Below are 21081 nucleotides of genomic sequence, written 5' to 3'. Positions count from 1 at the left end.
GTCATCCCGCCCCGGCAGCAGTGGAAGAGTGCAGCCTATGGAATACCGCAAGTTGCAGGGAACGGATCTGACGCTGAGTGCCGTGGGCTTTGGCGTGTGGACGGTGGGCACGACCTGGTGGGGCGTCAAGGACGAACAGATGGGCAAGCGGCTGCTGCGCGAGGCGTATGACCTGGGCGTGACCTACTTCGACAACGCCGACACCTACGCCTCTGGCCGCGCCGAGGAAATGCAGCGCGAGGCACTGGGCGACGTGCGCGAGAAGATCGTGATCGGCACCAAGTTCGGCTACGACATCTACAACAACCCGGACCGTCCAGGGCAGCAGGAGCGCCCGCACGACTGGACGCCCGCCTACCTCCGCAAGGCGCTGGAAGGCAGCCTCAAACGGCTGGGCACCGATTACATCGACTTTTACCAGCTTCACAACCCGCGCGTGGACGCCATTGCGCTGGACGACCTGTGGGCCGAACTGGACAAGCTGAAGTCCGAGGGCCTGATCCGCGCCTACGGCACCGCCCTGGGTCCGGCCCTGAACGAGCGGCAGATCGAGGAGGGCATCGCCACCGTGCGGGACCGCCACGCCCCCACCCAGATCATCTACAACCTGCTGGAGCAGGTGCTGGGCGAACAGATTCTGCCCGTGGCCGAGGAAGTGGGCGTGAGCATCGTGGCCCGCGTGCCGCACGCCTCCGGGCTGATGGAAGGCTTCATGACGAAAGACACCGAATTTGAGCCGGGGGACCATCGCAACTGGCGCATGACCACCAACGCGAAGAAGAAGGCGTGGATGGAAGACGGCCTGAAGAAGGTGGAGGACCTGCAATCCTTCGTGGACGGGCGCACCATCGGCCAGCTTGCCATCCAGTTCGCGCTGCATTCCCCGATGATGGCGAGCATCCTGCCCAACATCTACGACGACAAGGGGCTGAAGGAATACGTCGCCGCCTTCGGTGCCAGACCGCTGGGGCAGGACGAGTACGACGCCATCCAGACCCTCTACCGCGCCAACTTCGGTTTAGAACATGATCTGCGCGGTCAGGCGGTGGCCCAATGAGCGAAAACCCAGTGAGCGAAAATAAGGTGAGCGACGAGCAGCAGACGCCTCAGACCCCGGCCACGCCACCCGCCGGACGCCCCGCAGGTGGGGGCCGCCCCAAGATGATGGTGGACATGGATCCCAGCGGACAGGTGACCGGGCGCGAGTCGGACCGCAGCAACCGCCAGTTCATGAACTACGCCTTTTTCAAGCTAGACCCCGCCTTCCGCCGATTGCCGCAGGCCGAGCGCGACGAGCTGAAAGCCGAGTTTCTGGCCGCCGCCGAGGGCTGGGCTGCCGACGCCCCGGCCAGAAAGGGCCTGATCCTGCGCCCGTACTCGCTGGTGGGCGTGCGCGGCGACGTGGATTTCATGCTGTGGCGCATCGCCTTCGACGTGCGCGAGTTCACCGAGGCGCAGGCCCGCCTGAACCGCACCCGATTGATGGGCTACCTGACGCAGCCGTACAACTTCGTGTCCATGAACAAACGCAGCCAGTATGTCAACCGCGTGGACGGCAGCGGGCACGGCCTGGAAGTGCTGCCGGGGCAGGGGCAATTCCTGTTCATCTACCCCTTCGTGAAGACGCGGGCGTGGTATGACCTGACACCCCACAGCCGCCAGGGCATGATGGACGAGCATATCCACGCCTCGGTGCCGTTCAAGGGCGTGCGGATCAATACCTCTTACAGCTACGGCATCGACGATCAGGAATTCGTGGTGTCCTTTGACAGCGATTACCCGCAGGAATTCGTGGATCTGGTTCACCGCCTGCGCTACACGGAAGCCAGCATGTACACCTTGCAGGACACGCCTATGTTTACGTGCGTGAAAAAGGAACTGGCGGGAGTGCTGGACGATCTGGGGTAATTGGGCCGCCGACGGAACGGGGTCTGTCGGATGGTGAGGTCAAGTCTCCCATCTTTGCTTTCGCTGCAAATACAGGCAGAGTGCCGTTGTATTCTGGCGGCGCTGGCAGGACGTTAACCCTCACCCCTCCCAGCCTCCCCCGCAAGGTGGGAGGGGCCAGGAACACCATTTTCATCGGCACTATTGCTTCCTCGTCCTTCCTCGCCGCCTACGAATCCACAAAAATATCCAGCGGCAGGAAGGCGCTGACCGTGTAGTTCGGCGCGTCCACCACCTGACTGATCTTCAGATCGACACAGGCGCTGGACAGCACGTAGGCCTGCTCCAGGCTGAGGCCGCGCGCGGTCAGCCGCCGCAGCAGGGCGCGCAGGGCAAGGCGAGCGGCGGTCATCAGGTCTGGATCGTGCCCAGTCGTGGCGTGCCAGCGCGAACTGGTGCCTCCGTGTGTGGGCGTGAGGAATTCAGGCGTGGTCAGGCCCGCACCCTTCTCCAGCTCAATCCGCAGCGTGATCTGGCCCGCCATCTCGATGCCCGTGCCCGACAATTCGCCGTCGCCCTGCGCCGCGTGTAAATCGCCCACCGAGAGCAGCGCGCCGGGAACTTCAATCGGCAAGAACAGCGTGCTGCCCGCCACCAGTTGCCGGATGTCCATATTGCCGCCCACCTGCCGGGGCGGCGCGGTGGGGTGGGGGCCGTCCGCAGCGGGCGCGACTCCGATCACACCCGGAAAAGGCGCGAGCGGGAGGCGAATGCCGGGCAGAAAATCCGTATGGGTGCCAGCCCGCAGATCCCAGAAATGCGTGTAGGGTTGCAAGCCTTCCCCGGCCAGGACGGCGTCCAGCAGGCCGATGCCGTCCGGGCGACAGGCGGTCCAGCCCCAGGCGGCGGGCCGGACTTCCAGAATGTCGATCTTCAGGGCGTCACCCGGCTGCGCGCCCTCCACTAATACCGGGCCGGTCAGCGGATGTCCGCGCGGCGCATCACGGGCGGGACGGGCATCGGCACGGATCAGGGCGTCCAGGGCAGCCGGGGCCGTCAATTCCCCGGTCACCACCCGCCGCGCCACCCCGCCGTCCGAGGCGTCCAGCGTGTCGAAGATGAGGGTGTCGCCGGGCCGCACCCGTAGCGCAGGGGTCAGCGTACGGTCCCAGACGGTGTGGATATGCTCGGCGCTCAGGTGATGGTCAGCCATGCAGCCCAGGCTACAGATATTCTGCCGCGTTACTCTGATGGCCGATGCCAGACCCACACGCCGCCCTCCCCTTTTCCGCCGCCGTTCACCCGGACGCCCGCCCCGCCGCCCGCCTGACCTGGGACTCGCGCGAGGCTGGGCCGGACGTGGCCTTCGTCGCCCTCCCTGGCGAGACGATGCACGGCAACCGCTTCGTGGACTCGGCGCTGGCAGCGGGCGCACCCTTCGTTTTAACCGATCTGGACGTGCCACGCGCCGTGCGGGTGCCGGATGCCTGGGCGGCCCTGAAAGCCTGGGCGCAGGCCGAGCGGGCAAAGAATAGAAGGGTGATCGGCATCACGGGCAGCGCGGGCAAGACCACCGCCAAGGCGTATGCGGCGGCAGCGCTGGACGCCCACTTCATGCCGGTCTTCAACACGCAGCCCGCCATTGCCTGCTTTCTCGTCGAGTTCGGGGCCTCCGCAGGGCCGCTGGTGATAGAAATGGGCATTGACCGCCTGGGTGAAATGGCCGAACTGGTGGAACTGGTGCGCCCGGACGTGGGCGTGGTCACGGCGATTGGCCCCGCGCATCTGGAGCAACTGAGCAGCATCGAGAACATCGTGCGCGAGAAGGGCGTCATTCTGGCGGGGTTACGGGGTCTGGTGGGCGCACAGGCCGCGCCGTTCTATCCGGGCGTGGAAAGCTACGGTTTTGGGGACGTAAAGCACGCCGGGCAGGATTTAGAGGTGACTCCGCAGGGCGCACACTTTACTTTCGACGGAATAGAGGTTCACCTGCCCCTGGCCGCCCGCGTGCAGGCCGAGGCGGCAGTGCTGGGGCTGCTGCTGGCGCGGGAAGCGGGTCTGGATTTGGCAGAGGCGGCGGCACGACTCTCGGAAGTCAGCGTGCCGGGGGGTCGTTATCGGGTCCACGCAGGGCGCTTCACGGTGATCGACGACGCCTACAATGCCTCCCCCGTGGCCGTATCTGCCGCGCTGGCCGCCCTGACAGGGATGCCGGGCCGCCGCATCAGCGTGCTGGGGCGCATGCTGGAACTGGGGGGCACGGAGCGCGAGCTACACGCACAGGTAGGCCAGGAAGCGCGTGCAAAAGCTGATCTGACCTACGGTGTGGGCGCGTTCGCCGCCGAACTGGGCGAGCGGGCGTTCGCCACCGTGCCTGAACTGACTGCCGCCCTGCTGGGGGAAGTCAGGGACGGCGATGTGGTGCTGATCAAGGCCAGCCGGGGGATTTCATGGACGCCAGAGCAGCGGGCGCAGGCGGGTGTGGGGCTGGACGTGGTGGTGGACGCGCTGCTCCAGTTACGTGACCGGGTTCAGTTGCGGGACAGCGCCAGTGCAGACGGTTCTGGAAACTGAGCCAGATACGCCAGCGCCCGCTCCCATGCACCCGGCGGGAAGTAACCGGGCGCGGCGTGATCGTTGGCCGCGCAGAATTCGGCCATTGGCACGGTGATGTCCTCCACGCCACCCTGCCAGTACGGGGCGTAGGCAGCGTGGTGGCGGCGCAGCAAACCGGCCTCTGAGAGATAGCCCTGCGCGTCGAAGGCGGTCTGGCCGTCGGTCACATAGACGTGGCTGCCGTCGAATCCAGGCGTGGGGTAGATAAAACGGGGCCGAAAGCCCGCGTGCGGATACGTTTCCAGAAAGGCGAAGGCCAGGATCTGACATGCGCCCGCCGAGAAGAAGGCGACATCCGGGCGCTGGTAGCTCAGGCGCGCGCTCTCAAACTGATCGCGGGTCCGGGCGAAGTGGGTGATGGGCTGCCTCATGCACCCCAGCCTAATGCCGGGAACAATGACTGTTATGCGCCGCCTCTTGCCACTGTCTTTGGGTCTGCTGCCGCTGGTGGCCTGCGCCCCGGCCCCCGCCCAGTTCCCGGCCCAGTCCCCGGCCCAATCTCAGCCTGCCCGCCCGGCTGCCGTCGCCGCGCCCGCCGATCCCGGTTTCCGGGCTGCCTTTGCCCCCGAAGGCGTGGCGTGGGTCTCGGGCGGGCGGGCCTGCGTGGCGCGTGTGCCGTCATACCGCATGAGCTGCCCCAGCCTGCCCCCGGCGGTGGACGTGGGCTGGAACGGCGGGGACGCCTGGGCCGCTATTCCGGGCCTGGGCGCGGTGATCACGCTGGACCGCGCCGCGCAGACCACGCAGGTGGGCCGGGTGGTGGCCCTGAGCAATACCCGCGCCTACCGCGAGGACGGCACCGCCGTGACCTACGCGGGGGCGGCGGCGCGCGGCGTGATCGGTGCGCCGTCGGCGGCCATCACGGGCGGGGGCGGCCAGGATTATGTGCTGCTGGGCGGCAAGCTGCTGCGGGTAGCCGACGGCGCGGTGCTGGAAACCGGCGCGGGGCCATATCTGCGGGCCACGCCCACCGGAGCGAAATCGGCGGACGTTCCCGGCGTGACCACGGATTTCGGCACCTACCGGCTGGCGAACGGTGAGTTGCAGCGGCTGGACACGGCGGGCGGCGTGGTGGGCCGCGTGCCGCACGGGCCAGGACGGGTGGGGCTGGTGGGGGGCGATGTGGTCACGGTCAGCCCACAGGGTCAGGTGCGCGTCTTCGGTGTGGACCTGCGCGAGCGGTAGCAAGAAGCGGGGCGAGTCAAGAACAGGGGCCAGGATGCCACTCCCCGGCCACATCTACTCCGTGTGAATTGCTCTGTGCGAACTGCTCTGTGCGAACTGCCCTGGGCCGACTGTTGTGTACCGATGGCCGTGTCCCGACTGCACGCATTCCTCTGTTCGCCCACATCCGTCTATGCAATGCGGCCAGCGCAATCAGCGCCACCCCCATTCCAGGCCATACTGTTCGGCGGGTCAGCTCTGCGGGGGGCGTCTTCCCGCTCTTTCAACTGCCTGAATCCCCCCGAGGCCCTTCCACACACTTCTTAGAAAAGAGACTTTTTATTAACGCCCCCTATTTTCTACTGCGTGGCAGAAAAACTGTCTTCATGCGTCCAGACCGCCCAGTGCAGCCTGACGCCCAGACACCGTTTTTCACCGTGTCAGAGTTCGGTAAGCACCGGAATGGTTGCATGGAGGGGCTTATGGTAGCCGCAGCGTTCCGTCCTCCCGCCCGCCGTCTTTCGCCCCTTTTCCCCGTCTGGAACAGCTCCCGACAGATGAGCGCCTGCTAAAATCCACCCTAATCTGGAGGGAGAATGTCTAGTTTCGTACAACGTCTGCTCAACCCGCGCCCCGCTGCGCTCGGGGTAGAAATCGGCACCAGCGCCATCAAGGTGGTGGCGCTGCGGGCCGGTTCACCGCCCTCGCTGCTGCACGCCGTGATGACGCCCACACCCATCGGCAGCATGCAGGACGGTCTGGTCGTCGAACCCCAGGCCGTGGCCAACGAACTGCGCAAGCTGCTGGCCGAACACCGCATCACCACCAAATACGCGGTGACCGCCGTGCCCAACCAGTCGGCGGTCACACGCAACATCATGGTGCCCAAGATGGACCGCAAGGACCTCCAGGAAGCCATCAAGTGGGAGGCCGAACGCTACATCCCGTACCCGATCAACGACGTCAGCCTGGATTTCGACATCCTGGACGACCCGGCCACCATCCCCGAGGACGGACAACTGGAAGTGGTGATCGCCGCCGCCCCCACCGAGGCGGTGGCCCGGCAGATTGAGGTGCTGCGGCTGGCGGGCCTGGAACCCACCGTGATCGATCTGAAAAGCTTCGCGGCCCTGCGCGCCCTGCGCGGCAACCTGCTGGGCGAACACCTGACCAAAAGCACCCTGACCGGCACCAACTACACCGAATCCGGCGAGGTGGCGCTGGTCATGGAGATCGGCGCGAGCAGCTCGGTGATCAGTCTGGTGCGCGGTGACCGCGTGCTGATGGCGCGCAACATCAATGTGGCCGCCGACGACTTCACCACGGCGCTGCAAAAAGCCTTCGATCTGGACTTCAGCGCCGCCGAGGACGTCAAGCTGGGCTACGCCACGGCCACCACGCCCACCGAGGACGAGGAAGACCTGCTGAATTTCGACATGGCCCGCGAGCAGTACAGCCCGGCGCGCGTGTTCGAGGTGGTGCGCCCGGTGCTGGGCGACCTGATCACCGAGATCCGTCGCTCGCTGGAGTTCTACCGCGTCCAGAGCGGCGACGTGGTCATCGACCGGACCTTCCTGGCCGGCGGCGGCGCGAAACTGCGCGGTCTGGCGGCGGCCATCAGCGATGCGCTGGGCTTCCGGGTGGAAATCGCCAGCCCGTGGCTGACCGTGCAGACCGATCAGGCCAACGTGGACACCGGCTACCTTCAGACCAACGCGCCGGAATTTACCGTGCCGCTGGGGCTGGCGCTGCGGGGGGTGAGTGGCCGTGGTTGAAATCAACCTGCTGCCCGCGCAGTACCGCAGGCAGTCCGCCCCCAGCGCGTGGCGCTACGCCACCTACGCCCTGCCCATCGCGCTGGTGGCCGCCATCCTGATCCCGGAAGTGGTCACCTCCACCCGCGTGGGCGACCTGAACCGCGAGCTGGACGCCCTGAACGGCGACGTCGCCGCGCTGGCCCCCGCCAAGCAGGAATTCGACACCCTGACGGCGGAGGCCCGCACCCTGGAACAGGTCACGTCCATCGCCCAGCAGCTCAGAACCGGCAAAACGTACTGGACCAACGATCTGGCCGCCTTTACCTCGCAGCTTCCCAATGACGGCAGCCTGGCGGTCAATTCCATGACCATCCGCAATCTGGACGCGGGCAACCTGATCACGTTGCAGCAGGGCGGCATCTACATGGGCAAGGCGGTGACGCGCGAGATCGATCTGAGTGGCACGGCCACCAGCCAGCAGGCCGTGGTGAATTTCCTGAAACTCTACGAGGACAACCCCAATTTCGGCGTGAACTTCAAGTCCCTGCAAAGTGACGCGCAGGGCGGAGCGGCCCTGATCGGCGCAGGCCAGAACGGCGCGGCGGGCGCGAAGAAACGCTACACCTTTACCGCAAGCGTCGGGATCGTGGGCGGGCCACCTGTGGGCACCGAGACGCCAGCGGTGCAGTCTGCTCCAGGCGCAGCCCCAGCCCCACCGGCAGCCACGCCAGCAGCCCCACCGGCACAAGGAGCGGGCAGTGTTAACTAAACTCTCTCCCAGAAACCTGTTTCTGATCGTCATGGCCGTGTGCCTGCTGGTGCTGGCGCTGTGGTTCGTGCTGCGCTTTCAGCCCCGGCAGCAGCAGATCACGGACCTGCAAAGTCAGATCGAGCCGCTCCAGACCCGCGTGGCCACCATGCGTTCGGCCTCGCAGGGCCTGCCCGCGCTGCGTGAACGCGTCGCCAAACTGCGCGTCGATCAGCAGGAGTTCGTGACCGCCCTGCCCGATGCCGCCAACTTCAACTCGATTCTCGATGAGCTGAGCCGCACCATGGCGGCCAGCGGGGCCACCCTGAATACCTTCGCTATACAGGGCAGCGGCGCGGCAGGCAATCTGCCCGGCGGCGTGCGGCCCATCGGTCTGAGCGTGGGCGTGTCCGGCAAATTTGCCCAGATGTTCGAGACCCTGCGCGCCCTGGAAACGGCTGGCCGCTTTACCACCGTCAACAACGTGGCGCTGCAACTGCCCGCCGCGACCAGCTTCGATCCCGAATTGCAGGGCACCCTGGGCCTGACCGTCTATACCTTCGACCCGGCCCAGGCCAGCGCGCAGGCCGCAGGCGGCACCACACAGGCACCGGAAGCGGCCCCCAGCGCCCCCACCAGCGCCCCAGGAGGAACCCAGTGACCCGCGCGCCCATCAAACTCTCCCGCGAGATGAAACTGCTGCTGCTGCTGCTCCTGATGGTGGCATTGATCGGCGCGTGGTATGTCTGGACCAACAGCCGCACGCTGGTTGCCCCTTCCTCTCCCACCGGAACGACAGGCACTGGGACGGACCCCCAGGCCCTGCCCAGTACGGGCGCAGATCCGGCCAACGGCACCGCAACGGGCACGGCTCCCGGCGACACGGCCCCCAGCAACGATGGCGTGACGGCCACTGATGGAGGGACAGCCAGCGATCCTTCCAGTGATCCAGCCAGCGCCACAGGCAACACTCCAGCCGACGGCGCGGCGACGTCCAGCCAGCCCGGCAGCCAGCCCGACAACCAGCCCAGCACCCCCACGGCGAACGCTGGACAGCCCGGCACAAGCTCCAATACCGGCGCGGCCCCCGGTGGCACGGGTCTGGGCAATGGCGCGGACACGGTGCCCCTGATCCCGTCCAGCGGCGCGTCCGGGCAGAACGGCACAGGTGCAGGCACCGTGGGCGCAGGCAACCCCGGCGCCCTGGCCGTGCAGCCCAACCGGCCCGTGGAGATCGAGGTCATTCCGCCCTTCCCCACCCCCGAGGTGCCCAGCGCGCCCGACGGCACGGCGACCCCCGGCGGCATCAACCCCCAGGCCAGCATCGCCAGCGTGCCCCGCAACAACCCCTTCCGGCCCCTGTCGGTGGACCCCAGCACCCAGGCCGGCGCCCAGAACGCCGCTGCTCCGGCAGCCGCTTCGGGTCTGGCCGGCAGCGGCAGACCGTCCAGCCCGCAGGCCAGCACTTCCGGCGGCAGCGTGCAGACCACGCCGATCACGCCCAGCACCAACGCCGGACCGCTGGCGATCAGCCCGATCCCCGGAGCGGGCGGCAGCACGGGCGTCACGTCCGGCAGCACCAGCGGCCTGCCCAGCATTCCCGGTGGGGACGGCAGTACAGGACTGGGCAACCCCAGCGCGGGTCTGAACATCCCTGGCAGCGGCGTCACCTCCAGCAGCGCCATTCCTGGCGGCTCCGGCAACACGGGCGCAGGCGGCACCGTTTCCGGTAGCGCCCCTGGCCGCACCATCTCCGGCAACAGCGGCGACTCCGGCGTGACCGTGATCGGCGGCAGCACGGGCGCTGGCAGCAGCACAGGCAGCGGTTCGGGCACGGCGGCCTCCAGAAACCCGAACGCCGCAGGCACTCCGGGCCAGACCGCTGGACAGACCAGTGGCCAGACCAGTTCGCAGGGCGCGGTGGTCATCACCGCCCCCAAACCGCCCAAGCCCATCGTGCCGCCCATCACCGGGATGAACGTGCCAAACGTGACCCGCGTGCCCGTCACCCCGTCCAGACCCGCCCAGGGGGCAGCCACGACCATCACTGGCGCTGGCCGCCCAGGGTCCACCGGCGGCGCGTCCGGCACCCCTGCTCCCGGCAGCAGTCCACAGGTCATCACCTCGCTGGGCCAGGGCGCAGCCGAGGGCAACGCGACGGACACGGCCTCCAGTGCCAGCAAGCTCGATCTGTTCGTGCAAAAGCAGCAACTGGCCTTTAACGCCGCCGTCCTCGGTCCCATCAACACCGCCATCTTCCGGGGCCAGGACGGTTACGTGGTCGTCGCCGTGGGCCAGACCCTCCCCAACTCTCAGGTCACGGTCAAGGAAGTGAGCGCCACCACCGCTGTCCTGAGCCTGGGCAAAGAACTCAAAACTCTCGAACTGGACCAAAGGTGAGCCAAGCCATGATGAACCGTTACGCCCTCCTGCTGACCGCCGCGCTCGGCATGGCCGCCGCGCAGACCACCCCCACCCAGGCCGTTCCCGCCGCCGCTCCCAAGATCAGCGCCGCACAGGCCGCCGTGGCCGACCCCCAGCTTTCCGGCGCGAAGGTGACCTTCGAGGTCCGCCGCGCAGGCAGCGATCTGGCCTCCATGCTGATCGCCCTGGCCATGAGCGCGGGCTACGAGATCATCATCGAACCCTCGGTGGACGGCGTGTTGCAGGCCAACAGTGTCTCTGCCCCCACCGCCGCCACTCCTGCTGGCGCAGCGCCCGCCGCAACCGGCAGCGTCGTGTCGTACTCCTTCAAGGACAAGCCCTTCAACGAGGTCTGGCCGCTGGTGCTGGACATCTACGGCCTCAGCTACGAGTCGCTGGGGATTGGCGGCAAGACCGTGCTGCGGGTGGGCATCAAGCCCATTCAGAAGATCGTCAGGCTGCCCGCCGGCCTGAGCGCCGCCGACACCGAGCGTCAGCTCAAGCTGTCCTTCGGCAGCCTGCGCAAGATCACCAGCAGCCAGACCAACGCCGCCCCGGCAGCGGGGGCCAGCGCCGCCGGAACACAGAGCAGCGCCACCACCACCGAGGCCAGCCAGGAAGAAATCATCCTGGATTCGCCCACCATGCGGATCGTGGCCGAGCCGGTTTCCAACAGCGTGATCATCCGGGGCACCAACCAGGAAGTCGCGCAGGTTGAAAGGCTGCTGAACCAGATCATCGCCGCGCAGGCGTCGGCCCCCGCCGTGGTCAAGCCCACCCCGATTCCCAACGTCCAGCGCGTGTACAGCGTCAATGGCCGTCAGGAAGACGTGGTGGCGCTGCTGGCCAAGCAGTATCCGGCCCTGAACGTCTCGCCCGTGGGCACCACCGGACAGGTCGTGGTCAGCGGCCCCGAGGATCAGCTCGGCGAGGCCCTCAAGCTGCTGGCCCAGGTGGACCGCCCCGTGAGCGCCGCGCCAGACCCCAAGCTGGGCACCCAGGTCTACTCCGCCAAGGGCAAGTCCGATGACGTGACCAAGTTCCTGGCCGCGCAGTATCCGGGCCTGAAAGTCACGCCTATCGGCACCACCGAGCGGCTGGTCATCAGCGGCCCACAGGAACAGCTCAGCGCTGCGCTGGCCCTGCTGGGACAGGTGGATATGGCCGCGCCCGTGGCCGCCAGCACCGTGCAGCGCGTCTTTACCCTGGTCAACGCCAGCGCCGAGGACGTCAAGGCCACCCTGGAAGGCACCCTGGCCCGTGACGTGACCCCGAACACCCTGACCCCCAATGCCACCCTGATCAACCCGATTACCGGGCAGCCCTACGTGAGCGGTCCCCTGGCCAATCTGCCGCTGCAACCGCAGACCACGGGCACGGCAGCAGATGGCGCAGCCAGTGTCGCGGCCCAGCCCGCCACCATCATCGCAGACAAGCGCACCAACAGCGTGATCGTGCGCGGCACTTCCGATCAGGTCGAGCAGGTGGCCCAACTGATCCCGCAACTGGACCAGAAGGTGCCGCAGATCAACGTGCAGGTCCGCATTCAAGAAATCACCGAGACGGCGGGCCGCAGCCTGGGCATCGACTGGAAAGCGGGCTTCGGCGGCTTCACGGTCTCGGCGGGCAGCGGCGGGCTGGGCGCGGCCTTCAACCCCACCCAGAGCCTGATGGGCTTCAACCTGGGCGCAACGCTGAACACCCTGCAAAACCAGGGCCTGTCCAAGAGCGTCTACGACGGCGCGATCACCATGCAGAGCGGTCAGCGTTCGCTGGACGGTGGGGGCCAGACCCAGAACGCCTCGGCCAGTGCAGCGGCCAGCATCAAGTCCGGCGGACGGCTGGAGATCAACATTCCCTCGGCGGCGGCCAACGTCCCTGGCATCGACAAACAGATCGATTACGGCGTCAACCTGGATTTCTACAACCCACAGGTGGCCCCGGACGGCTCGATCACCCTGCGTGTGCGCGGCCAGGTCAATGATCTGACCACCGCCATCACCGCCGCGACAGTGCCCAATCTGCTTCAGTTCACCAACAGTGAGGCGCAGACCACGCTGACCTTCAAGAGCGGCGAAACCCTGCTCCTGAGCGGCCTGCTGAAGACCAAGGAAACCCGCAACAACGACGGCGTTCCGTTCCTGTCTAGTATTCCTGTGATCGGCGGTCTGTTCGGCAAGGAAATCACCAAGAAAGAGCAGACCCAGTTGCTGGTGGTCATCACCGGGAGCGTCGTCAAGTAAGTTCCGCTCCAGTCTGGCCCCTCTCCTGCGAATGGAGGGGGGCTTTTCGTTGCCCTCCAAACTCCCTGCCCTGTTTGGGCATGGCGGCCCGGCACACGCGGGGCGGGCGCTACAGTCACCCCATATGAGGTATCTGACCGCTGGAGAATCGCACGGGCCGCAACTGACGGCCATCATCGAGGGGGTGCCGTCGGGGCTGCCGCTGGGCAAAGGGGACATCGACCCGTGGCTGCGGCGGCGGCAGGGCGGCTACGGGCGCGGGCGGCGCATGGTGATCGAGACCGACGAGGCCGCCATCCTCAGCGGCGTGCGGGCCGGACGGACCACTGGAGCGCCGATTGCCCTGGTGATCGAGAACAAGGACCACCGCAACTGGACCGAGATCATGTCGCCGGAGCCGGGGGGCGAGCCGCGCAAGAAGGCCCTGACCGACGCCCGCCCCGGCCACGCGGACCTGACCGGCGGCATCAAATACCGTCACAAGGATCTGCGCGACGTGCTGGAGCGCGCCAGCGCCCGCGAGACGGCGGCGCGCGTGGCGGTGGGCAGTGTGGCCCTCAAGCTACTGGAGGAACTGGGCATTCAGGGCGCGAATTACGTATCCAGTCTGGCCGGAATCGAAACCAAACAGGAGTTTAGCTGGGACGCGCTGGAAGCCATCGAGGACAGCGACTTACGAACCCCCGACGCCGACGCTGCCGAGCAGATGCGCGAACGAATCGACGCGGCCAAGAAGGACGGCGACACCCTGGGCGGCATTCTGGAAGTGCGTTTCCGGGGCCTGCCGGTGGGCCTGGGCAGCTTCGTCCACTGGGACCGCAAGCTCGACGGGCGCATTGCCCAGGCGTGTCTGAGCGTGCAGGCCATGAAAGGGGTGGAGATCGGGCGGGCCTTCGACAACGCCGTTAAGGCCGGAAGCGGCGTGCATGACGCGATTCATTACCGTGAAGGCACTTATGCCCGCGACACCAACGGCGCGGGCGGCCTGGAAGCGGGCATGACCAACGGCGAGGAACTGGTAGTCCGCGTGGCGATGAAACCGATTGCCACGCTGATGAAGCCGCTGCCCACCGTCAATGTGGTCTCGCACGAGGCGTCCGACGCGGCCCGCGAGCGCAGCGACACCACCGCCGTGCCCGCCGCCGGGGTGATCCTGCAATGCGTGATCGGGCTGGTGATCGCCGACGCCATTCAGGAAAAATTTGGTGGCGATACCCTGGCCGAGTTGCAGGAACGGGTGGCGGCGGCGCGGGCCTACGCGCAGTCCTACTAGTGACCCTGAACGAAATGACGCCGCCGCCACCTCCCAGCGAAGCCTCCCTGGAATGCCTGCCCGAATGCGTGGAGGACGCGCTTCAGGTGCTGCTGGCGGCCCCGCCCGAAGCACCCGAAGGCGGGTCAGACCGTGCCTTTGTTACCCCGCTCACAGGCGAGTCCTCTAGACTGTCCCCCATGTGGGGTACGGGCCTGATCGAACGCCCAGTGGACTGGGTGGCGCTGGCGGGCTTCATGGGCACTGGAAAAAGCCGCGTGGGCTGGGAACTGTCGCGCGCCCTGGCGCTGCATTTCGTGGACACCGACAAGCTGATCACGCGGGTGGTGGGCAAGAGCATCCCCGAGGTCTTCGAGCAGGAGGGCGAGCATTATTTCCGCGCCTGCGAGGCCGAGGTGGTCAGCCGCGTTTCCCGGCTGGAACACGCGGTCATCAGTCTGGGCGGCGGCACCTTCATTCATGAGGCCAACCGCGCCGCGCTGCTGGAACGCGGCCCGGTGGTGGTGTTGTGGGCCACTCCCGAAACCGTGTACCAGCGCACCAAGCACAGTGACCGCCCGCTGCTGCGCGCCGAGGACCCCCTGGGCCGCATCCGCAGCCTGATGGACGAGCGCGAGGGCGTGTACCGCCAGGGCACCATCCACGTCCACAGCGACGGGCGGCCCTCCGAGGAAATCGTGGAGGAGATCATCGAGCGGCTGTGGAGCTGGTCCGATGCCGCCCACGCCTGGGCCGAGACCCCCGAATCCGAAGCCGTGGCGGACCGTGCGGCGGATTGAGGTTGGCGGGGCGCAGCCGTATGGGGTGGAGGTTGGGACGGGGTTGCTCTCCGGTCTGCAACTCCCAGAGCGACATATCGCGCTGATTCATCCGGTTGATCTGCCCGCGCAATTCGTGGCGGCGGTGCAGGCCAGCCTCTCCCCCATCATGACCATCGAGATTCCGGCCCGCGACGACTGCAAGACGCTGGAGGTGCTGGGCAGCGTGCTGTCCAAACTCGCTGCCGCCAACATTCCCCGCGACGGTGCGGTGGTGGGCTTGGGCGGCGGCGCGGCCACCGATCTGGCGGGGTTTGCGGCGGCCAGTTACCTGCGCGGCGTGGCCTTCTACACGCTGCCCACCACGCTGCTGGGCATGGTGGACGCGGCGGTGGGCGGCAAAACAGGCGTCAATCTGCCGGAGGGCAAGAATCTGGTGGGCGCGTTCTGGCCCCCCAGGGCCGTGTGGTGCGACACCGATACGCTGGCAACCCTGCCCGACGCCGTGTTCCGCGAGGGCGCTGCCGAAGCGTACAAGCACGGGCTGATCTCCGATCCCAGTTTGCTGGAGCGGGTGCTTTCGCCGGAATTCAGGCCCGGCGGCGCGATTCTGGAAGACACGCTGACCGACGCGATTGCCGTCAAAGCCGGAGTCGTCACCCGTGACCTGACCGAGCAGGGCGAGCGGGCCTATCTGAACTTCGGGCATACGCTGGCGCACGCGCTGGAGGCGGTCACGGACCACGCGGTCACGCACGGCGACGCGGTGGGCTACGGCATGCACTACGCCGCCCTCCTTTCACGCGCAATGGGCGGCGCGGACCTGACACCGCACACCCTGGCTTTCCTGAACTGGCAGCGGCCCGCGCCCCTGCCCCCGCTAACCTTCGAGGATGTCATGCCCTACATGGCCCGCGACAAGAAGGCCGATGCACAGGGCGTGCGCTTCGTGCTGCTGTGTGATCTGGCCCAGCCGTACCTGACGCGGGTGCCGGAACCCGTGTTGCAGGAAGCATTTGCGGAATGGCAGGTGCAGATGGGCCGCCTGCCCGCCGCGCACTGACCTGTCACACTGAACCCCTTCAGGAGGACCGTATGTTCAAGTGGAAGTCCACAGTTCTAGGTTTGTCCCTCAGCGCCGTGATCGGAACGGGCGTCGCCTCTGCCGCGTCCATTCCCACACTCCTTACTCCCGGTAGCCTGACCATCGGCACCGATCCTACCTATCCCCCGTTTATTTTTCTGAAGGGTGAGACCCTGGGCGGCTTCGAGGTGGAGGTCATGAACGAGGTGGCCCGCCGCCTGGACCTCAAACCCGTCTGGAAATACCAGCCCTTCGACAACCTGCTGATCGGGCTGGGGCAAAAACGTTTCGACATCGTGGTGGGATCGCACGGCATCACGCCCGAACGCCTCAAGGCGGTGGATTTCAGCACGCCCGACTACTGCTCTGGCGGCGTCATCCTCAGCCCTCCCGGTGGGCCAAAAACAGTGGCGGACCTGAAGGGCAAGACGGTGGTGGTGCAGGTGGGGACCACCTATTTCCAGCGGCTGCGCGAGGTGCCGGGGGTGGGCGAGATCAAGACGCTGCCCAGCGATCCCGCCGCCCTACAAAACCTGCTGGCCAAACGCTCGGACGCTTTCGTGACGGACCGTTTCGTGGCGCTGACCGCGCAGGAGAAGAACCCGGCGGCCAAACTCCAGATCGGCTCGATGCTGTTTCAGGAGAAGATCGGTTTCGCCATCGGCAAGGGGAACGCGGCGGTCAAGACTGCCGTGGACACCGCTCTGGCCGCCATGCAGAAGGACGGCACGTACAACAAGATCTCGCAGAAATACTTCAAGACCGATATTCGCTGCAAGTAAAGTCAACTCTCTGAACCTATGCCCCGGAGAGGTTCGATTGCCCTCTCCGCCCTACCTTTTGCTGGAGTCCCCATGACCACACCGGAAACGACGCCCACCCCCATCTTTCACCAGAGCATGACCGCGCCGCTGCGGCGGGTGCTGGTCAAGCGGCCCGATGGCGCGTTCGCCGTCGATGATCCGGTGGCGTGGCACTACACCGCCCGCCCCGATCTGGCCGCCGCGCAGGCCGAACACGACGCCTTCACGGCCATCTTGCGGGAGGCCGGGGCCGAAGTGGTTTACCACGAGGTGGACCAGCCCACGCGGGCCGATTCGGTGTTCGTGTACGATCCGGCGCTGATCACCAACGACGGCGCGATTCTGCTGCAACTGGGCAAGGCGCTGCGTGAGGGTGAAGAGGCGGCGCTGGGACAGCAATTTGAGGCGCTGGGCGTCCCCGTCATCGGACGCCTGACGGGGGATCAGCGGGCCGAGGGCGGCGACATGTTCTGGCTGGACGATCAGACGCTGGCGGTGGGCCGGACCTTCCGCACCAACGAGGCCGGTGTGGCCGCCCTGCGCGCCCTGCTGGAGCCGCGCGGCGTGACGGTGCTGGCCTACGACATGCCGGTCTACGACGGGGCCGAGGCGTGCCTGCACCTGATGTCGGTGATCAGCCCGCTGGCCCCCGACGCCGCCGTGGTCTATCCGCGCCTGATGCCCGTGCCGCTGTGGCAGGAATTGCAGCGCCGAGACATGCGCCTGATCGAGATTCCCGACGCCGAATTCCCCACCCAGGCGTCCAACGTACTGGCGTTGTCGCCCACCGCCTGCCTGATGCTGGCGGGCAATCCAGTGACGCAGCAGCGGCTGGAAGAGGCGGGCTTCACCGTCCACACCTACGTGGGCGAGGAGCTGTCGCTGAAGGCCGAGGGCGGTCCCACCTGCCTGACCAAACCGCTGCTGCGCCGCGCCTGACCGTTCGCCCTGCTAACCTCAATTCATGCTGCTGATCCTCAACGGCCCCAACCTCAATCGCCTGGGCCTGCGTGAACCGGGCGTGTACGGCTCGCAGACCCTCGAAGACCTGGAGCGCCAGTGCGAGGCGTGGGGCGCGGAACTGGGCGAGGCCGTCACCTGCCGCCAGAGCAACTACGAGGGCCAGCTTCTGGAATGGATTCAGGAAGCGCAGGAGCAGGGTTTTTCCGGCATCGTGATCAATCCCGGCGCGCTGACCCATTACAGCTACGCCCTGCGCGACGCTATCTCGGGCCAGCAACTCCCCGTGGTAGAGGTGCATATCAGCAACGTGGACGCCCGCGAGGAGTTCCGGCACAGGTCGGTGACGGCGGCGGTCTGTAAGGGCAAGATCAGCGGTCTGGGCTTTCTGGGATACCGTTTAGGGATGGAATACCTGATCGAGGCGGAAGCGTGAGCTGGCAACCCTACGCCGCGAAGCCGGACAGCACCGTGACCGGAACATTGCTTCAGTGGGAGGGCGTGGGCGACGACAAACACGCCGCCCGCACCATGCTGGCGTGGCTGCCACCCTCCTATGAATCGCAGCCAGACAAACGCTACCCGGTGGTTTATTTCCACGACGGCCAGAACGTGTTCGATGCGGCCATCAGCTACAACATCAGCGAGTGGGAGGCCGACGAGACGCTAACCGCGCTGGCGGCGGAGGGGCTGGAAGCCATCGCCATCGGCATTCCCAACGGCGACGAGCGGCGCTACCACGAGTACAGCCCGGTGCGTCATCCCGGCTTTCCGCCGGAAGTGGAAGGCGGCGGGGGCGGGGACGATTACCTCAGCTTTCTGATCGATACGGTCAAGCCACTGGCCGACGACAACCTGCGAACCCTGCCGGACGCCGCGCACACATCGCTGATCGGCTCCAGCATGGGCGGACTCATTAGCCTGCACGCCCTGCTGACGCGCCCGGAGGTCTTCAGCGGAGCGGGCGTGATGAGTCCGGCTTTCTGGGCCTGCGCGGGTGAGGCGTTTGGGCGCGTGCGGAACAGTCCACCCATTGCGGGCAGGATCTGGATGGACATCGGCGGCAAGGAAGGCACCGATCACCCGGAGCAGCAGCAGGCGTACTGGGACGACGCCCACGCCATGCGTGACCTGCTGCTGGAAAAGGGCCTGGGCGAACGCCTGCGCTTCCAGGCGGACCCGGAAGGAATCCACCGTGAAACGGCGTGGAAGGTGCGGTTGCCGGACGCTCTGCGGTTCTTGCTGAGCGAAAATTAGAGAAAATGGCCCCAGAAGGGAGGCGTGTCTCCTGCTTCCTGGCTCCATCAAAACCGACTGTCACCGCGTGAATACCTGCATTGCATGAAAACCCTGTTCAGGCATGAGCTGGCAATTCTCAATGAGAACCCAGAACAGCAATTGGAATCCAGAGCAGTCTGTATGAGCGAAAGGTCAGCCATCAGGCCGATTGCGCCCGCTCTGAAAAACAGCGATGCTGGGGTGTGAAATCAGGAACCGCCCAGCATGACGCGGCATCTACAGCACAGGGAGGCGGGCCGTGAATCACGCTTACGTGGATGCCAGTTGGCATGAACTCCCGGACGGCTCCGGCGTGGGCGGCTGGGGGCTGGTGCTGCGGACGCCGGGCAGCCTGCCACAGCGCTTTCAGGGCCAGTTGGAGGCCCCCGACAACAACGCGGCAGAGTTGCGCGCCGTGCTGGAAGCGGTGCGGCTGGCCCCGGCAGGCGAACCCCTGAGCGTGTTTACCGACAATCAGGCCGTGATCGCCGCCGTTTCACGCGGGCGCGGGGGCCAGCATCTGGGCGAACGGGCGCGCGAGGTGATGGACGAGGCCGAAACGCGTGGCGTGGCCCTGCGGGTGGGCTACCTGCCGCGCACGCGGCGGCACATGCTCTCGGCGCACAATCTGGCGAATGACGCGCGGCGCGGGGGCGGCACGCCGGGGCTGCATGCGGCGCAGGCCGACGTGCTGATCGAGCAGCGCCCCGCCCTGACCGAGGCCCGCGTCAGCCTGCGCCGTAGCGGCGAGCGCGTCACGGCGCACGTCACGCTGGACCCCATGTCCGAGGTGCCGCCCAGCGCCCAGGCCCTGCTGGCAGCGGTGGAACTGGCCCAGCCCGGCGAATCGCTGCTGGTACGCCGCGCCAGCAAGGTGGCCCAGGCGTTGTGGCAGCGCCCGGAACGCGCGCTGCGCCCCGCCGCCCAGGCCGCCCTGCTCAGCGCCCGGCAGGCAGCGGAGGCTTCGGGGGTGCAGGTGGAGTTTCTGGGCGTGGGCTAGGGAGGGCGTGGGCGGCGGCCAGAGATCAGCACGAGAGATCAGCATGGGCGGGCCTGTCCAGCCACCGTCTTCCATTGGTCTGTGCATCCAGCCGCTAGACTGCCCACATGACGGGGCCAAAGAAAGGATCACGGGGACGCGCCCCAAAGCGCAACACGGCGCAGGGACGCGGCGGAGCGACGCGCGATACGGTCAAGCCTGCACCACGCGAACGCACCACCTCACGCGGCAGTGAGGTAGAGACCGCAGGAAGCGGCAGGCCAGGAACCAGGACGGGAGCCAGAACAGGACCTGCAAAACCATCAGGCAGCCGGGCAACACAGACGGAGCGGCGGCCCGGTGGAGCAAGCGGGGCAAAAAGTGCCACCAATCCGGCGCGGCGCGGACCGGGGGAGCGGGCAGCAGGTGAACGGGCGGCAGGTGAACGCAGCGCGGATAGCAGAGGCGAACGCAAGGAAGGCGCGGCAGGACGGACCTTCAAGCCCGCCCCCGGACGCAAACCGCCCCCCAAGCTGGGCCGCAAGCCCATGCCGGAGCTGAAGAGGGTGCAACTGGACGCGCCGCCGCCCGACACGGTCTTCAAGGACCGCGACGGCGAGAAGCTGACCTTTCCCGAGAGCAACCTCAAACGGGTGGCCGCTGCCGTGCTGACCGAGAAGAAAAAGGCGTGGCGTTACCGCCCCTTCCCCTTCCCGCTGTTCAGCGACAGCGGCAACGAGTCGGCTTTCCACTTCGATTTCTATGTCTACGACTACGAGGACAGCGTGATCCGCCTGATCATGGTGATCCCCTTCGAGTCGCGCGAGGTCTGGGACAAGGTGGGCCGATTCAAGCGGCAGTACCCGATGTACGACTACGAACTGTGGACCCCCGAAAAGCTGGCCCGGCTGAGCGGCCCGCGCGGACGGCTGGAGTTCTAGACCGCCCCGGCTCTCTCAAGAATGGTTAAGGGGACCTGCAAATCGGCCTACAGATGCGGGGCTTCAGTTCTGGTAGCGTTTCCACCAAGGGGGTAGAGGGCAGATGCAACAAACTGTCCTCTCCCCTATTCTCTTGCTATTTGCGGGCCTGACCTCGTGACCACTG

20 protein-coding genes are annotated in these 21081 nt (G+C 66.8%); 18 read left to right on the top strand and 2 right to left on the bottom strand.

What is annotated here, in order from left to right; translation table 11 throughout:
- The first annotated feature begins 37 nt into the window (after positions 1–37).
- Positions 38–1057 (top strand): aldo/keto reductase, encoded by a 1020-nt coding sequence (locus BOO71_RS16995; protein WP_075834318.1) that lies wholly within the window; start codon positions 38–40, stop codon positions 1055–1057.
- 104 nt (positions 1058–1161) lie between these two features.
- Positions 1162–1908 carry a chlorite dismutase family protein gene (locus BOO71_RS16990; protein ID WP_075834454.1) on the top strand — a complete coding sequence of 249 codons (747 nt, stop codon included), beginning with the start codon at positions 1162–1164 and terminating at the stop codon, positions 1906–1908.
- 208 nt (positions 1909–2116) lie between these two features.
- Here the strand turns inward: BOO71_RS16990 and BOO71_RS16985 are convergent, their stop codons facing one another.
- Complete coding sequence (locus BOO71_RS16985; protein WP_075834316.1) at positions 2117–3100, bottom strand: acetamidase/formamidase family protein; 984 nt, start codon at positions 3098–3100, stop codon at positions 2117–2119.
- A 44-nt stretch (positions 3101–3144) separates the two neighbouring features.
- Here BOO71_RS16985 and murF point away from each other — a divergent pair, with 44 nt between their 5' ends.
- On the top strand, positions 3145–4461 hold the full coding sequence (gene murF / locus BOO71_RS16980) for a UDP-N-acetylmuramoyl-tripeptide--D-alanyl-D-alanine ligase (RefSeq protein ID WP_075834314.1): 1317 nt from the start codon (positions 3145–3147) through the stop codon (positions 4459–4461).
- Here murF and BOO71_RS16975 read toward each other — a convergent pair.
- Positions 4419–4874: a hypothetical protein gene (locus BOO71_RS16975; protein WP_075834312.1), complete on the bottom strand. Its 456-nt coding sequence runs from the start codon at positions 4872–4874 to the stop codon at positions 4419–4421. The two genes, murF and BOO71_RS16975, sit on opposite strands and share 43 nt — an antisense overlap.
- Positions 4875–4908: 34 nt before the next feature.
- Here BOO71_RS16975 and BOO71_RS16970 point away from each other — a divergent pair, with 34 nt between their 5' ends.
- The 15 genes from BOO71_RS16970 to BOO71_RS16900 all read left to right on the top strand — a co-directional run bounded on the left by BOO71_RS16970 (position 4909) and on the right by BOO71_RS16900 (position 20915).
- Positions 4909–5688: a hypothetical protein gene (locus BOO71_RS16970; RefSeq protein ID WP_075834310.1), complete on the top strand. Its 780-nt coding sequence runs from the start codon at positions 4909–4911 to the stop codon at positions 5686–5688.
- A 575-nt stretch (positions 5689–6263) separates the two neighbouring features.
- Positions 6264–7442 (top strand): type IV pilus assembly protein PilM, encoded by a 1179-nt coding sequence (gene pilM, locus BOO71_RS16965; protein ID WP_075834308.1) that lies wholly within the window; start codon positions 6264–6266, stop codon positions 7440–7442.
- Positions 7429–8193: a fimbrial assembly protein gene (locus BOO71_RS16960; RefSeq protein WP_254843196.1), complete on the top strand. Its 765-nt coding sequence runs from the start codon at positions 7429–7431 to the stop codon at positions 8191–8193. The genes pilM and BOO71_RS16960 overlap by 14 nt, the downstream gene beginning before the upstream one ends.
- Positions 8183–8833 (top strand): type 4a pilus biogenesis protein PilO, encoded by a 651-nt coding sequence (locus BOO71_RS16955; protein ID WP_139322990.1) that lies wholly within the window; start codon positions 8183–8185, stop codon positions 8831–8833. The genes BOO71_RS16960 and BOO71_RS16955 overlap by 11 nt, the downstream gene beginning before the upstream one ends.
- Positions 8830–10572, top strand: coding sequence for a hypothetical protein (locus BOO71_RS16950; RefSeq protein ID WP_075834306.1), 1743 nt, complete (start codon positions 8830–8832; stop codon positions 10570–10572). Before BOO71_RS16955 ends, BOO71_RS16950 begins: the two co-directional genes overlap by 4 nt.
- A gap of 8 nt (positions 10573–10580) precedes the next feature.
- The gene (locus BOO71_RS16945) at positions 10581–12839 is read left to right on the top strand and encodes a secretin N-terminal domain-containing protein (protein ID WP_075834305.1); all 2259 of its coding nucleotides are present in this window, start codon (positions 10581–10583) and stop codon (positions 12837–12839) included.
- A 124-nt stretch (positions 12840–12963) separates the two neighbouring features.
- On the top strand, positions 12964–14112 hold the full coding sequence (gene aroC / locus BOO71_RS16940) for a chorismate synthase (RefSeq protein ID WP_075834303.1): 1149 nt from the start codon (positions 12964–12966) through the stop codon (positions 14110–14112).
- A gap of 14 nt (positions 14113–14126) precedes the next feature.
- Complete coding sequence (locus BOO71_RS16935) at positions 14127–14891, top strand: shikimate kinase (RefSeq protein WP_139322998.1); 765 nt, start codon at positions 14127–14129, stop codon at positions 14889–14891.
- Positions 14878–15933 (top strand): 3-dehydroquinate synthase, encoded by a 1056-nt coding sequence (aroB, locus tag BOO71_RS16930; RefSeq protein WP_075834301.1) that lies wholly within the window; start codon positions 14878–14880, stop codon positions 15931–15933. Before BOO71_RS16935 ends, aroB begins: the two co-directional genes overlap by 14 nt.
- 32 nt (positions 15934–15965) lie before the next feature.
- Positions 15966–16736, top strand: a complete 771-nt coding sequence (locus BOO71_RS16925) for an ABC transporter substrate-binding protein (RefSeq protein ID WP_075834300.1) — start codon at positions 15966–15968, stop codon at positions 16734–16736.
- 72 nt (positions 16737–16808) lie between these two features.
- Positions 16809–17696 carry a dimethylarginine dimethylaminohydrolase family protein gene (locus BOO71_RS16920; RefSeq protein WP_083653545.1) on the top strand — a complete coding sequence of 296 codons (888 nt, stop codon included), beginning with the start codon at positions 16809–16811 and terminating at the stop codon, positions 17694–17696.
- Positions 17697–17721: 25 nt separating this feature from the next.
- On the top strand, positions 17722–18153 hold the full coding sequence (gene aroQ / locus BOO71_RS16915; RefSeq protein ID WP_075834298.1) for a type II 3-dehydroquinate dehydratase: 432 nt from the start codon (positions 17722–17724) through the stop codon (positions 18151–18153).
- Positions 18150–18974 (top strand): alpha/beta hydrolase, encoded by an 825-nt coding sequence (locus tag BOO71_RS16910; RefSeq protein WP_083653543.1) that lies wholly within the window; start codon positions 18150–18152, stop codon positions 18972–18974. The genes aroQ and BOO71_RS16910 overlap by 4 nt, the downstream gene beginning before the upstream one ends.
- A 280-nt stretch (positions 18975–19254) precedes the next feature.
- Positions 19255–19995, top strand: coding sequence for an RNase H family protein (locus tag BOO71_RS16905; RefSeq protein WP_075834294.1), 741 nt, complete (start codon positions 19255–19257; stop codon positions 19993–19995).
- 107 nt (positions 19996–20102) lie between these two features.
- Positions 20103–20915, top strand: coding sequence for a hypothetical protein (locus BOO71_RS16900; protein WP_075834292.1), 813 nt, complete (start codon positions 20103–20105; stop codon positions 20913–20915).
- Positions 20916–21081 lie beyond the last annotated feature (166 nt).

It is taken from the genome of Deinococcus marmoris (genome assembly GCF_001949125.1).
Lineage (GTDB): Bacteria > Deinococcota > Deinococci > Deinococcales > Deinococcaceae > Deinococcus > Deinococcus marmoris_A.
This window is presented reverse-complemented; position numbering and strand designations above follow the sequence as displayed.

Coding starts and splice junctions, on each gene's coding strand:
- BOO71_RS16995 (WP_075834318.1), top strand. CDS start 38: ATGGAATACCGCAAGTTGCAGGGAACGGATCTGACGCTGAGTGCCGTG.
- BOO71_RS16990 (WP_075834454.1), top strand. CDS start 1,162: ATGATGGTGGACATGGATCCCAGCGGACAGGTGACCGGGCGCGAGTCG.
- BOO71_RS16985 (WP_075834316.1), bottom strand. CDS start 3,100: ATGGCTGACCATCACCTGAGCGCCGAGCATATCCACACCGTCTGGGAC.
- murF (WP_075834314.1), top strand. CDS start 3,145: ATGCCAGACCCACACGCCGCCCTCCCCTTTTCCGCCGCCGTTCACCCG.
- BOO71_RS16975 (WP_075834312.1), bottom strand. CDS start 4,874: ATGAGGCAGCCCATCACCCACTTCGCCCGGACCCGCGATCAGTTTGAG.
- BOO71_RS16970 (WP_075834310.1), top strand. CDS start 4,909: ATGCGCCGCCTCTTGCCACTGTCTTTGGGTCTGCTGCCGCTGGTGGCC.
- pilM (WP_075834308.1), top strand. CDS start 6,264: ATGTCTAGTTTCGTACAACGTCTGCTCAACCCGCGCCCCGCTGCGCTC.
- BOO71_RS16945 (WP_075834305.1), top strand. CDS start 10,581: ATGATGAACCGTTACGCCCTCCTGCTGACCGCCGCGCTCGGCATGGCC.
- aroC (WP_075834303.1), top strand. CDS start 12,964: ATGAGGTATCTGACCGCTGGAGAATCGCACGGGCCGCAACTGACGGCC.
- BOO71_RS16935 (WP_139322998.1), top strand. CDS start 14,127: ATGACGCCGCCGCCACCTCCCAGCGAAGCCTCCCTGGAATGCCTGCCC.
- BOO71_RS16925 (WP_075834300.1), top strand. CDS start 15,966: ATGTTCAAGTGGAAGTCCACAGTTCTAGGTTTGTCCCTCAGCGCCGTG.
- BOO71_RS16920 (WP_083653545.1), top strand. CDS start 16,809: ATGACCACACCGGAAACGACGCCCACCCCCATCTTTCACCAGAGCATG.
- aroQ (WP_075834298.1), top strand. CDS start 17,722: ATGCTGCTGATCCTCAACGGCCCCAACCTCAATCGCCTGGGCCTGCGT.
- BOO71_RS16900 (WP_075834292.1), top strand. CDS start 20,103: ATGACGGGGCCAAAGAAAGGATCACGGGGACGCGCCCCAAAGCGCAAC.